This window comes from Pseudomonas sp. FG43, assembly GCF_057809175.1.
In genome coordinates, this window is the sequence record NZ_JBMDJL010000011.1 from 33,721 (window position 1) to 47,214 (window position 13,494).

Below are 13,494 nucleotides of genomic sequence, written 5' to 3' on the forward strand. Positions count from 1 at the left end.
GGCCATATATAAATTATTAATTTCAGACGGACAGCACAATGATGCTCTCCGCCCTCCTCCAGAGCTGATCAGTCCTTGAGTTGCAGAGCGCTCTGCCCATCCCAGCCACCGCCCAGTGCTGCAATCAACTGAACACTGGCAATCAGGCGACTTTGCAGGACATTCAATACAGAACGCTCGTTGCTCAGTGCTGTGGTTTGTACATTGACGACATCCAGATAGCCGATCACTCCGGCCTTGTACTGGTTGCTGGTCAGGCGCAGGGATTCGCGAGCGGCATCCAGCGCTTCCTGCCGAACCGCCGCTTCCTCCTCGTAGACCTTGAGCTGAACCATGTAGTTTTCCACTTCCTGGAAGCCGTTCAGGACCGTCTGCCGGTATTGCGCAACTGTCTGGTCATAGACGGCTTCAATGCGATCGACTTCCGCCGAGCGTCTGCCCGCATCGAACAGTGTCAGCGCCATTTGCGGCCCGACCGACCAGAAACGGTTCGGCAGGCTGATCCAGTTGGAGAACGAATTGCTGTTATAGCCGCCACTCAGGCTCAGGGTGAAATCCGGGTAGTAAGCGGCCTTGGCGACACCGATATTGGCGTTGGCAGCCATGATCGAGCGTTCGGCGGCAGCGATATCGGGACGACGCTCCAGCAATTGTGAAGGAATGCCCACCGGAATCTGCGGTAACTCCGGGATAGTTATAGTCGCTGGCAGATTGAACTCGGCCGGGGCCATGCCCATCAAGACCGCGATGGCATTCTCGAACTGGGCGCGCTGCCACGTCAGATCGATCAGGTCGGCCTGGGTGGTCTTTAGCTGGGTCTGTGCCTGAGCCACGGCTTCGCGCCCGGAAATACCGGCCTGATACTGATTGCGGGTCATGGTCAGAGAGCGTTGGTAAGCCTCAACCGTGGACTCCAGCAAACGCTTCTGTTCATCCAGCACCCGCAATTGCAGGTAGTTCTGCACCAGTTCCGACTGCAGGCTCAACTGCATGGCTGCCAGGTCAGCAAGACTGGCCTGGGCGCTGGCGGTATCGGCCTCAAGGCCTCGGCGCAGCCTGCCCCAGATATCGGCCTCCCAGCTCACACCCAACTGGGCGTTATAGGAATTGTTGATGCTGTCGGCATTGGAGGTACTGCTGCTGGAAGAACCCTGGCTTGAGCGGGTCTTGCTGGTGGTCAGGTCCAGAGAGGGAAACAGCGCACCGCGGGAACTGCGCACCAATGCCCTGGCCTGCCGGTACTGGGCTTCATATTGCGCGACCGTCTGGTTGGAACTGTTGAGCCGTTCCACCAGCGCATTGAGTTCCGTGTCGCCATACACCTCCCACCACGCACCGCGCGCCACGGCATCGCTCGGTGTCGCCTGACGCCAGCCTTCAGCAGCCTTGAACTGCACAGGCGTGGTCACTGACGGCTTGTGGTAATCAGGCCCTACGGTGCAGGCGCTCAGCAGCAGGACACAAAGCCCCATTGCCACTGGCCGGACAAGCCATTGCGGGTTGGATTTGATTGCCGGATGGTCGGTCATAGCGGGGTTTCCAAAGCAGCATCGGTGCGCACGCCACGCCAACCGTTGAAACGGTGGCGCAGCCGGTCGAGATAGAGGTAAACCACAGGCGTGGTGTAAAGGGTCAGAACCTGGCTGAAGACCAGCCCGCCAATAATGGTCAGGCCCAGCGGGCGACGCATTTCCGCACCTTCGGCATTGCTCAGCAGCAGCGGCAATGCGCCAAGAATGGCAGCCATCGTGGTCATCAGGATCGGCCTGAGACGTTGCAGGCAGGCACTGCGGATCGATTCCTGTGGCGTCATCCCGGACTCACGCTCCAGATGCAGGGCCAGGTCGATCATCATGATCGCGTTTTTCTTCACGACACCAATCAGCAGGAACAGCCCCAGCAAGGAAATCAGGCTGAATTCGCCGCCCAGCACGTAGATGCTCAGCAAGGCACCGACACCGGCCGATGGCAGGGTCGACAGAATCGTCAGCGGATGGATATAGCTTTCGTAAAGAATCCCCAGCACCAGATAAACCGCCAGCAGCGCCCCGAGAATCATCAATGGCTGCCCTTTCTGGGTTGCAGCAAAGGCACTGGCGGCACCCGCCATCTTGGAGATGACTTCGGAAGGCAGGCCTACCCTGGCAATGGCACGCTCTATGGCGACAGTCGCTGTGTCCAGGCTGACACCTTCGGCCAGATCGAAGGAAATGCTCTCCGATGCAAACTGACCTTCATGGGACACCCGGTCATTGGCAAGACTGCGCTCGTAATGGGCAATGCTCGACAACGGCACTCGCTGCCCGTCTGCGGTAATGACCTGTACCTGTTGCAGCGTGACCGGGTCCTGGGCGTATCGGGGGTTGACCTCCATCACCACCTGATACTGGTTCAGGGTGTCATAGATGGTGGAAACCTGACGCTGGCTATAGGCGTTGTTGAGCACGGCGGTAACCATGTTCATGTCGATTCCCAGCCGCTTGGCCGCGTCCCGATTGACCACCAGCGTCACTTGCTGGGCACCGCGCCCTTCACGGGCGTCGATGGCCGTCAGCTCCGGCAGGGCCTTGAGGGCCGCCACGACTTTCGGATACCACTCGCGCAGGCTTTGCAGGTCACCGCTTTGCAGAATGTACTGATACTGGGAGCTGGCCTGTTCACGACCACCGCCCAGTTGCAGGTCCTGATCCGGAGCCAGGAACAATCGCCCGCCCGGCACATGAGGCAGAGTCTTGCGCAAACGCTCGACCACCTGGGTCGCGGATACCTTGCGTTCGGAAATCGGCTTCAGGCGTACGATCATGAAAGCGTTGTTGGTCCCGCCACTGCCGCCGATGAACCCTGCAACACTCTGCACCGCCGGATCGGTCAGCACGGCACGGCGGAAGATTTCCATCTTGGGTTGCATCACGGTAAACGAAAGACCGTCATCGCCACGGATGAAGCCCATCAGCTGCCCGGTGTCCTGCTGCGGCAGAAACGTCTTGGGCACCACCACATACAGCGCGACATTCACGACGATGGTAATCAGCAGGCTGAGCAGCGTCAGGCGCGGGTGGCGCAGCACCCAGCCAAGGGACCGGTCATAGCCAGCCACCATGCGCTCGTTGACCCGCTGACTCCAGCGCTGAAAGGTGTTCTGCTCCTGCTGTTGAGGCTTGAGCCAGCGTGCGCAGAGCATCGGGGTCAGGGTCAGGGAAACCAGCAGCGAAACGATGATCGCCACCGACAAGGTGATGGAAAACTCCCGGAACAGGCTTTCCACCAGACCGCCCATGAACAGAATCGAGATGAACACGGCCACCAGCGAAACGTTCATGGATAACAGCGTGAAACCGACTTCCTTGGAACCCAGAAAAGCCGCTTTCATGGGCGCAACACCTTCATCGATGTGCCGGGAAATGTTTTCCAGCACCACGATAGCGTCATCCACCACCAGCCCGGTGGCCAGAATCAGAGCCATCAGTGACAGGTTGTTCAGCGAGAAGCCGCACAGATACATGATGGCGAAAGTGCCCACCAGGGAAACCGGGACCGCCAGCGTCGGGATCAGTGAAGCCCGCAGGCTGCCCAGGAACAGAAACACCACCAGAATCACCAGAACCACGGCGATCAGCAGGGTCATCTCGGCTTCGTGCAGTGTGGCCTTGATGACCGGCGAGCGGTCCATGGCAATGTTCAGTTTCACGCTGGCAGGCAGGACGGCCTGCAAGGCGGGCAGTTGTTCCTTGATCTGCGCCACCGTCTCGATGATGTTGGCACCGGCCTGACGGTTGATGACCAGCAGCACCGCTGACCTGTCATTGAAGAAACCGCTGTTATAGCGGTTTTCCACCGCGTCGCTGACCTTGGCCACATCCTTGAGGCGCAATGCGGCGCCGTCCTGATAGCGGATGATCAGCGGTGCGTAATCCTTGGCCTTTTCCAGCTGGTCATTGGCCTGGACCTGCCAGTTATGCTGGCCATCCTCCACCGAGCCCTTGGGGCGGCGCACGTTGGAACCGGTGATGGTCGTCCGCACTTCGTCCAGCGACACGCCGTACTGGTCCAGCATGTTGGGCTCAAGTTCGATGCGCACGGCCGGCAGCGAACTGCCGCCGATCTGCACCTCGCCCACACCGGTCACCTGGGACAGGCTCTGGGAAAGAATGGTCGAGGCCAGATCGTAAAGCTGCCCCTTTTCCAGCACATCGGAAGTCAACGTCAGCACCATGATCGGTGCCTGGGAAGGGTTGACCTTCTTGTAGGTCGGCATGCTGCGCATACCGCTGGGCAACAGGTTGCGCGAGGCGTTGATTGCAGCCTGCACTTCCCGCGCCGCGCCGTTGATATCCCGGTCCAGATCGAACTGCAGAATCACACGGGTCGAACCCTGGCTTGAGCTGCTGCTCATGGTGTTGACGCCGGCGATGGTCCCCAGCGAGCGCTCCAGCGGCGTTGCGACACTGGAAGCCATGATCTCGGGGCTGGCCCCCGGCAGACTGGCCGACACCACGATCACCGGGAAATCCATGTTCGGCAAGGGTGCAACGGGCAGCAGCCTGAAGCTGACCGCGCCCAGCAGCATGATTGCCAGGCTCAGCAGGACGGTGGCGACCGGCCTGCGGATGAAAGGTGCGGAGAGATTCATGCTTCAACCTGTATGGCGTCAGGCTTGCTGCTCCAGCGACGACCCAGCCGGTCGAAATACAGGTAAATCACCGGGGTCGTGAACAGCGTGAGGATCTGGCTGAGCAACAGGCCGCCGACCATCACCAGCCCCAGCGGCTGACGAAGCTCTGCGCCGGAACCGGTGGCCAGCATCAGCGGTATGGCACCGAACAGCGCTGCCAGCGTCGTCATCAGGATCGGCCGGAAACGCAGCAGCGCCGCCTCATAGATAGCCGTCTCGGGGTCGATGCCGCGATTGCGTTCGGCATCCAGAGCGAAGTCGATCATCATGATGGCGTTTTTCTTGACGATGCCGATCAGCAGAATGATGCCGATAATGGCGATCATCCCCAGGTCGTTGCCGCTGATCATCAGGGCCAGCAAGGCGCCCACTGCTGCCGACGGCAGGGTCGAGAGAATGGTGATCGGGTGGATGTAACTCTCGTAGAGCACGCCCAGTACGATGTACATGGTGACCACCGCCGCCAGGATCAGCAAAAGCGTACTGGACAGTGAGGCCTGGAAAGCTGCGGCAGCCCCCTGGAACTGGGTCTGCACGCCAATCGGCATGCCGATGTCCTTCTGAACCTGCTCGATCACTTTCACCGCTTCGCCCAGCGCCACATCCGGCGCAAGGTTGAACGACATCATGACCGCCGGGAACTGCCCCATATGGGCAATCGCCAGTTGTGCCTGACGCTGCTCGACCCTCGCCAGACTCGACAGCTTGACCTGAGCGCCATCGGTGGTCCTGACGTGGCTCTGCTCCAGCGCCTTAGGCCCTAGCTCGCTGCCGGCAGCCGCCTGCAATACCACTCGATACTGGCTGGCCTGGGTATAAATGGTGGAAATCTGTCGCTGACCAAAGGCGTCGTACAGCGCGTCGGTGATATTGGCCACGGTGACACCCACACGGCTGGCGGCATCGCGGTCGATCATCAGGTAGACCTGCAGGCCCTTGTCCTGCAGGTCACTGGCAACATCGGTCAATTCGGGGCGTTTGCTCAACGCATCCACCAGCTTGCCGCTCCACAGGCTGAGCAGCTCGGCATCGGGTGACGACATGCTGAACTGATACTGGGTCCGGCTGACCCTGTCCTCGATGGTCAGGTCCTGCACAGGTTGCATGAACAGGCGAATGCCCGACAGACCGTCCAGTTGAGGTTGCAGACGCTGGATGACCTGCATGGCGGTCAGGTCGCGCTCGCCATGGGGCTTGAGATTGATCAGCAGACGACCGCTGTTGAGCGTGGCGTTATCGCCATCGACACCTATATAGGAAGACAGGCTGACAACCGCCGGATCCTTGAGGATGATCTCTGCCAGAGACTGCTGACGCTCACTCATGGCCTTGAACGACACCGACTGCGGTGCCTCGGAAATCCCCTGGATCACGCCGGTATCCTGCACCGGAAAGAAGCCCTTGGGGACCGCCATATACAGCACGACGGTCAATCCCAGTGTGCCGATTGCCACCAGCAGAGTCAGGGGCTGGTGCTTGAGCACCCAGCGCAGCTTGTCGGCATAGATGCGGATCAGCCAGTCGATCCAGGCGCCGCTGGCACGATAGAAACGGCCCTGCTCTTCTTCCCTGGGCTCACGCTTGAGCAGACGGGCGCACATCATCGGGGTCAGGGTCAGGGAAACCACCAGGGAAATCAGGATCGCCACGGCCAGGGTAATGGCGAACTCCCGGAACAGACGCCCGACCACATCGGCCATGAACAGCAGCGGGATCAATACGGCAATCAGCGACAGGGTCAGCGATATCAGCGTGAAGCCGATCTGCTTCGCGCCCTTCAATGCCGCCTGCATGGGCGTTTCACCCTCTTCGATATGCCTGGAAATGTTCTCCAGCATCACGATCGCATCGTCCACCACAAAGCCGGTGGCGATGGTCAAGGCCATCAGTGTCAGGTTATTGATGGAAAAACCGGCCAGATACATCACGCCAAACGTGCCTATCAGGGACAGCGGCACGGCAATCGACGGAATGATGGTCGCGCTCACCCGGCGCAGGAACAGGAAGGTCACCAGCACCACCAGAATGATTGCAATCAGCAGCTCATGCTGAACGTCAGTGACGGAAGCCCGGATGGTCTGGGTGCGGTCAGTCAGCACAATCACGTCCAGCCCGGCCGGCAGATTGTCCGTGATGCTGGGCAGCAAGGCCTTGATCCGGTCCACCACCTCGATGACGTTGGCACCGGGCTGACGCTGGATATTGAGCAACACGGCCTGATTCTGGTTGGCCCATGCTGCCAGCCGCTCGTTTTCCGCACCATCGACGATCTGCGCCACATCCTTCAGGCGCAACGGCGCGCCGTTGCTGTAGGCCAGAATCAGGTTGGCGTATTCCTCGGGGGACTTGAGCTGGTCGTTGGCATCGAGCATCGATACCCGCGTCGGCCCGTCGAAGTTGCCTTTTGGCTGGTTGACGTTGGAGGCACTGATCAGCGTACGTACATCCGACAGGTTCAGGCCGTTGGCGGCCAGGGCATCGGGGTTCACCTTGATCCGCACCGCCTGACGCTGTCCGCCCGCGATACTGACCATGCCGACGCCGCTGATCTGGGAGATTTTCTGCGCCATGCGCGTATCCACCAAGTCGTTTAGCTTGGGCAGCAGCATGGTTTTAGAGGTAATCGCCAGGGTCAGGACCGGGGTGTCCGCCGGGTTGACCTTGTTATAGACCGGTGGCGCAGGCAGGTCGTTGGGCAGCAGGTTGGTTGCGGCATTGATGGCCGCCTGCACTTCCTGCTCGGCCACGTCCATATTGATTTCAAGATTGAAACGCAAGGTGATGACCGACGCGCCGCCCGAACTGGTGGACGCCATCTGGTCCAGCCCCGGCATCTGCCCGAACTGTCGCTCCAGTGGAGCCGTCACGGCACTGGTCATGACTTGCGGGCTGGCACCCGGATATAGCGTCATGACCCGGATGGTCGGGTAATCCACTTGTGGCAGGGCAGAAACCGGCAGCAAGGTGTAGGCAATCAAACCGGCCAGCACAATGGCCAGCATGCTCAGGGTGGTTGCTACCGGACGCAGGATGAACAGGCGCGACATGTTCATGCTTGGGTTTTTTCCGCCTTGTCGGCCGAGGCCGATTTATCGGTGGCCTTGTCAGGCTTGCCTTGTAACTGCTGGCCCGGCGTGGACGGCACGTCCTTGCTGTCGCTGACCACTTCCACTGCGGCGCCTTCGCGCAGGCGGTCAGTACCTTCGAGCACGACCCGCGCACCTGCGGCCAGGCCTTCCAGGACCACCGTCGAGTTCTCATCGCTCGGGCCGGTCTTGAGCAGATTGATCTTGACCTTCTTGTCGCCGTCCATCGCATAGACGAAGGTACCGTTGGTGCCGAACTGCACAGCAGCCGTGGGTACCAGCACCGCTTGTCTGAGGGTGTCGGCACGCAGGCGCACATTCACGAACTGGTTGGGAAACAGCGCTTCGTCCCGGTTCTCGAAGCGTGCCTTGAATTTCAGCGTACCGGTGGCGACATCGATCTGATTGTCCAGGCTGGCGAGCACGCCAGTGGCCTGTAGCTTGATGTCACCCCTGTCCCAGGCTTCCACGGGCAACTGGTCGCCACTGCGATAACGGGTGATGACTGCCGAAAGCTCTTTCTCCGGCAAGGTGAAGTTGACCGAGATCGGCTGGATCTGGGTAATCACTACCAGTGCCGTGGTGTCGTTGGCGGCGACAAGGTTGCCGACATCCAGTTGCTTGAGGCCGACACGACCGGCAATCGGTGCCTTGATACGGGTGAAGTCCAGGTTGAGCCTGGCTTCTGCCACTGCGGCCTGATTGGACTTGATCGTCCCCTGATACTGGTTGACCAGCGACTCGGCAGTGTCCAGCGTCTGCTTGGCGATACTGTCTTCAGCGAACAGACCGCGGTAGCGTTGCACATCGAGCTGAGCGTTTTTCAGCAGCGCCTGATTGGTCGCCAGGGTGCCTTCAGCCTGCTGCAACGCGACCTGATAGGTACGCGGATCGATTTCGGCCAGCAGATCGCCCGCCTTGACCATCTGCCCTTCCTGGAAGTGAAGCCGGACCAGCTCACCAGCCACCCGGCTGCGCACATTGATGGTGTTGGTCGCGGTGACCGTGCCCAGCGCCTTGTAATAGATCGGGAAGTCGCCCTGGGTTACCGGAGCGACCCGCACCGGAACCGCTACCGCCGAACCGCCGAACCCCGGACGCGCCATGCCTCTGCCCGGCCCGGCCGCACCGCCAGCGGCAGCGGCAGGAGCCTTGCCAGCCTCGGCTCCCTTGTGTGAAGAGGACGCAGGCCAGAACCACCAGCACAAACCGACGATAACCAACAGGACCAACAGACTGATCAACCAGCGACGGGAATTACGGGGGCCAGACGATTGCATGAATAAATCAACCATTACAGGTGGGGTTCTTCAGGAGGCTGAACAATAAGCACAGATGAGCTGCAAGCAAAGCGCCTTTACCAAGCGCTTACTTTTGTTAAACGGTTGAAGCACAAATAAAAAAACGGCCTGAACGGATTCAGGCCGCTGAAGTGTTGCAACGTATTACTTCAATACAGCCAGAGCCGCTTCATAGTTCGGCTCTTCGGCGATTTCCGAAACCAGCTCGCTGTGCAATACATTGTTGTTTTCGTCCAGGACGACAACAGCACGAGCAGTCAGGTGAGCCAGAGCACCATCGGCGATTTCAACGCCGTAGTTCTTGCCGAAATCGGCACTGCGGAAAGAAGACAGGTTCTGGACGTTCTCCAGACCTTCCGAGCCACAGAAGCGAGCCTGGGCGAATGGCAGGTCAGCGGAGATACACAGTACGACCGCGTTGTTCACCTCATTGGCCTGAGCATTGAACTTGCGCACGGAAGTCGCGCAGGTCGGCGTGTCGACGCTTGGGAAAATGTTCAGCACTTTACGCTTGCCCGCGAAGTCCGCCAGAGTCACATCGGCAAGGCCGGCACCCACCAGTGTGAAGGCAGGAGCGACACTGCCAGTCTTCGGCAGATCGCCAGCGATTTGTACAGGGTTGCCTTTGAGCGTTACTTGAGCCATGAAACCAAGTCCTTTTTACAGAGTTTTGGAAGAGCCGGAAGTTAACCACGAAAGTGACCAAGTACCTATATCGGATATTTCCGAAACGGGTACGAGATAGAGCCTTCGCGCTAAAAATCCCGTTTATAGAAAATATCCAGCGAACTGGCAATACCGCTGGCCGCTTCCAGATATACCCTTTTGCTCAGCATATAGCGCAACGCAATGGTATTGGCCGGCTCGAACACGCCTACGCCATAACGCAGGCTGAGTTTTTCGGTGATCTTGCCGCTGGCCACGACATTGGTCTTGTTGCCGGTCCCCGTGGTGTCGAGTTCAAAGTCCTTGATCCCGAGGTTGTCGGCCAGTTTTCCGGTAGTGGAAGCACTTCCCGCTACCCCCAGCGCCAGGGCCGCCTGGGCCACCATATTGTTGTCTTCACCGGTATTGCCCAGGGGCCTGCCCATTACCAGATATGAAAGCGCCTGCTCCTGGCTCATGGCCGGCTCGGAAAACACTTCGGTGGTGGGCTGCTCGGCGCTGCCTGTCAGCCGGATACCGGCGATGATGTCGTCGGTCTGGCGAATCGCTTCAATATCCAGATATGGCTGATCGATGGGGCCTGCAAACAGCAGGCGGGCCTTGCGAATGGTCAGGCGCTGGCCATAGGCACGATAACGCCCATCATTGAGGTTCAGTTCGCCACGGGTATCGAGGTTGTCGCCAATATGCACATGACCAGCAAGATTCGCTGTCAGCCCGAAGCCGCTGAATGCCAGTTTTTCCTGACCGACCTCGACATCGATATCCATCGCCATGGCCAGCGGCGGCGCGCCCTCTTCGGTCTGTTGCCCCACGATGACCGTATCGCCCGACAACTTCACCGTAGACGGCGGCAACTCGCGCACCGTGATCGTGCCCTTGGGCACCAGTACCTTGCCGGAAATGCCCAGCCGGTCGTTGTGCATGGAGATTTTCAGATCGGGCGCCGCTTCCACGGCGACATAAGGCTCGACGGTAATCGGCAGGCGCGAGCCCTTGAGGTTGATATCCACCAGCAAGGCCTGCCCCCAGGCCACCTGCCCGCTCACGGTTCCCTGCCCGTTCGAGCCGCTTCTCCAGCCGCCATCGAGCTGCACGCTTTCCCCGGCAATCAGGGCCTGCACCTTCAAACCCTGCAACTCCATCGGAAGCTCGGGACCGGAAACCTCGCCATCATTGAGGCGGATGCTGCCATTGACCTGAGGCGCCAGCAGGCCACCAGACAGACGGCCATTGCCGCTCAGACGGCCATTGAGCTTCTGCACCATAGGCACGAAGGGCCGTGCCACGGACACATCAAGACCGGACAGACTGAAATCGCCACTCAGGCTCTTGTTGCGCGATAACGGATCGATACGCACATCAAGCAGCAGCCTGCCCAGTTTCTCGCCATCGAAATCCAGCCGCGAGTCAATACGCTGGGGCTTCAGGGTGCTGCTGAGCTTCAGGCTTCGATAGGGAAAATCCAGCCATTGGTCCTTTTCCCGAACCCGCAGCGTACCGTTACTGGCATCGACCGTGATTTGCCCATCAGGACCGGCCGCAGGCATGTCGAGTTTTACATCCGCGTTGAGCGAACCTTTCCATGCGAAATCCTTGGGCAGCCATTGAGCCAGGCTTTCCAGAGGGAAGTTCTTCAGTTGATAGCGCAGGCGCGGATCGGGCAGCAGGCGCTGATCCTCAGCACAGAGGCTGGCCTGTCCGGACGCCCAGCAATGGGCACCGAAGTTGACCTTGCCGTCAGCCAGACGCTCAAGCTTCGCTGGCCGCTGCAATTGCCAGTCCTGCCCGCCGCTCTGAATGGCACCGCTGGCCAGACGCCCACGCCAGTTGCCCTGATCCAGAGCACCATCCAGTGCCAGGGCCAGTTTCAGCAGCGGGCCTTGCAGGTCGAGCTTCATCTGCTGGTTCTTGAGCGTGCCCTGCCCATTGACGGTCAAGGTTCCCAACGCCGTGTTACCCGCCTGAATACCACTGCCCTTGAGGTCGACCGTTGCCCGCTGGGCCTGATCGAGCTTTGCCGCCAGCGTCAGGTTTTGCAGGCGATTGTCCTGCAAGGCCAGTTGCGCGCCTTGCAGGTCAAGCTGGCCCTGGGGAGCCTGGAGCGTCCCGGCCAGATTCAGTTTTCCGTTGAGCCGCCCTTGCAACCTCGGCCATAGCTGCCCCAGGCGTGGCAGATTGAGGTCCAGTTGACCCGCGAGGCGCTGCTGCAAACTGCCGCTCCCCTGAATCCGGTTATCACCCAGGCGTATATCCAGCGCACTGAGGTTCCACTGCTCACCCGCGCCATCGGCCTTGGCCATCAATACAGCGGGTTGCCCACGCAAACGGCCTTTGAGATCGAGGTCGGCATTGAGCTCAAGCCTTTCGTTTTTCAATTGCCCCTTGCTACGCAGCGCACCCGCCAGAGTGCCCGGCAGCTCTGCAACCCAATAGGACGGATCGAGAGATGCCAGGTCCAGAGCCGTGTCCCAGCCGATGCCATCGGCGAATTGCAGGTTCAGATGACCGCTGGCCTTGCCCTGCCCTGCGACCAGTTCCAGTTGCGGCAGGTACACCCGCTGCAAATTGCCACTGAACGGGCTACCCAGGCTGAAAGCGCCCGCGGGGCCATCCAGGTCTGAGCTGAAATTGCCCAGATACTGGCCATCGGTATAGGAAATCTCGCCAGTGAACTTGCGCAAGCTGACCTGAGGCTCGCTCGCCAACGGATAAAGCCGCTGCCACGGGAAATCCAGCCAGTCGATTTTCGCATCGGCCTTGAACTCGTTTTCCCAGTTCAACTGACCGTTGAGGGTGAGATGTTGTTGATCACTGGCCGTCAGTTGCAGCGCCGCGATATCCGCGCCTTTGACATCGACCCGCCCTTGCAGCGCCAGAGCGACCGGACCTTGCTCGGCTGGCAGGCTGGCGCTGCCGGTTATCTGGTAGCCACTGTCGAGGTTACCTTGGGCATTGAGCAGCACCTGCTCAAGCTGCAAGGTATCCGGCAGTCCGGCACTGGGTTTGAAGCGCTCGGAGGTGATGTTCAGCCTGGCTGGCAGATGCTCGGCCAGCGCTTGCAACTCACCGCTCAATTGCCCTTGCAGGTAGCCGCTGCTGTCCGCCTTGAGGTGCAGGGTCTTGAGCAGTTCGCCGGTGATATCCAGCGCCAGTGCCCAGGGCTTTCCGTCCTGAGGTGGCAGTTGCAAGGTGCCTTTGGCAGTCAGCGGCCAGTTGCCCTCGGGCGTCAACAGACCGGCAAGGTCGAGGACCAGGCTGTCGCGCTGCAAATGGGCCGAATCGATTTGCAGCCCATCGGCAGTCCAGTGCGCCGCCAGCTTCAGATTGTTCAGTTGCTCGACGCCGTCCAGTTGCAAACTGCCCAGTTGTACGTCATTCAGGCGAATCGCCAGTGGCAGCTTCAATTGCGGCAAGGTCAGAGGACCTTCGCTGGCAGGCTCATCACTGGCGGTGAAGTGCATGCGAACCTGAGCGGCATGCAGTTGTTCGACACACAGGGTCATTTTCAAGAGACAGGCAGGCGTCCAGTCGAACTCGACGGCAGTGACCTCGACACGATCCTCGCCTTGCTGCCAGAGCACTGTGTCAGCACGCCATTGCCCGCCCAGCCGGCCACTGAAATTGTCCACCTGCACACCGGGCACCCGCGCCAACAGCCACTGGCTGCCACCTTGCGTGCCCACCGCCAGCCATGTGCCAACGACCAACAACAGCAGGACCGTAACCAGACTCAGGCCGGCCATTTTCGCCGCACGCTTCATATTCA

The 13,494-nt window shown here is 60.0% G+C and carries 6 protein-coding genes; all 6 read right to left on the minus strand.

Annotated features, from left to right (window positions below):
* Positions 1–68: 68 nt before the first annotated feature.
* The 6 genes from ACODS3_RS14640 to ACODS3_RS14665 all read right to left on the minus strand — a co-directional run bounded on the left by ACODS3_RS14640 (position 69) and on the right by ACODS3_RS14665 (position 13,489).
* A complete protein-coding gene (locus tag ACODS3_RS14640) occupies positions 69–1,529 on the minus strand; it encodes an efflux transporter outer membrane subunit (RefSeq protein ID WP_489034928.1) in 1,461 nt (486 codons plus the stop codon).
* Entirely contained in the window at positions 1,526–4,630 is a 3,105-nt protein-coding gene (locus ACODS3_RS14645; RefSeq protein ID WP_489034930.1) for an efflux RND transporter permease subunit, read from the minus strand. Before ACODS3_RS14645 ends, ACODS3_RS14640 begins: the two co-directional genes overlap by 4 nt.
* Positions 4,627–7,725 carry an MdtB/MuxB family multidrug efflux RND transporter permease subunit gene (locus tag ACODS3_RS14650; protein WP_489034933.1) on the minus strand — a complete coding sequence of 1,033 codons (3,099 nt, stop codon included), beginning with the start codon at positions 7,723–7,725 and terminating at the stop codon, positions 4,627–4,629. The genes ACODS3_RS14645 and ACODS3_RS14650 overlap by 4 nt, the downstream gene beginning before the upstream one ends.
* Positions 7,722–9,053, minus strand: a complete 1,332-nt coding sequence (locus ACODS3_RS14655; RefSeq protein ID WP_489034935.1) for an MdtA/MuxA family multidrug efflux RND transporter periplasmic adaptor subunit — start codon at positions 9,051–9,053, stop codon at positions 7,722–7,724. The genes ACODS3_RS14650 and ACODS3_RS14655 overlap by 4 nt, the downstream gene beginning before the upstream one ends.
* A 150-nt stretch (positions 9,054–9,203) precedes the next feature.
* Positions 9,204–9,704, minus strand: a complete 501-nt coding sequence (gene tpx, locus ACODS3_RS14660) for a thiol peroxidase (protein WP_201016990.1) — start codon at positions 9,702–9,704, stop codon at positions 9,204–9,206.
* A gap of 110 nt (positions 9,705–9,814) precedes the next feature.
* Positions 9,815–13,489 (minus strand): translocation/assembly module TamB domain-containing protein, encoded by a 3,675-nt coding sequence (locus ACODS3_RS14665; RefSeq protein ID WP_489035053.1) that lies wholly within the window; start codon positions 13,487–13,489, stop codon positions 9,815–9,817.
* Positions 13,490–13,494: the final 5 nt, after the last annotated feature.

Excerpts from the sequence above, each read along its gene's own strand:
- ACODS3_RS14640 (WP_489034928.1), bottom strand. The coding sequence starts at position 1,529 with ATGACCGACCATCCGGCAATCAAATCCAACCCGCAATGGCTTGTCCGG.
- ACODS3_RS14645 (WP_489034930.1), bottom strand. The coding sequence starts at position 4,630 with ATGAATCTCTCCGCACCTTTCATCCGCAGGCCGGTCGCCACCGTCCTG.
- ACODS3_RS14650 (WP_489034933.1), bottom strand. The coding sequence starts at position 7,725 with ATGAACATGTCGCGCCTGTTCATCCTGCGTCCGGTAGCAACCACCCTG.
- ACODS3_RS14655 (WP_489034935.1), bottom strand. The coding sequence starts at position 9,053 with ATGGTTGATTTATTCATGCAATCGTCTGGCCCCCGTAATTCCCGTCGC.
- tpx (WP_201016990.1), bottom strand. The coding sequence starts at position 9,704 with ATGGCTCAAGTAACGCTCAAAGGCAACCCTGTACAAATCGCTGGCGAT.
- ACODS3_RS14665 (WP_489035053.1), bottom strand. The coding sequence starts at position 13,489 with ATGAAGCGTGCGGCGAAAATGGCCGGCCTGAGTCTGGTTACGGTCCTG.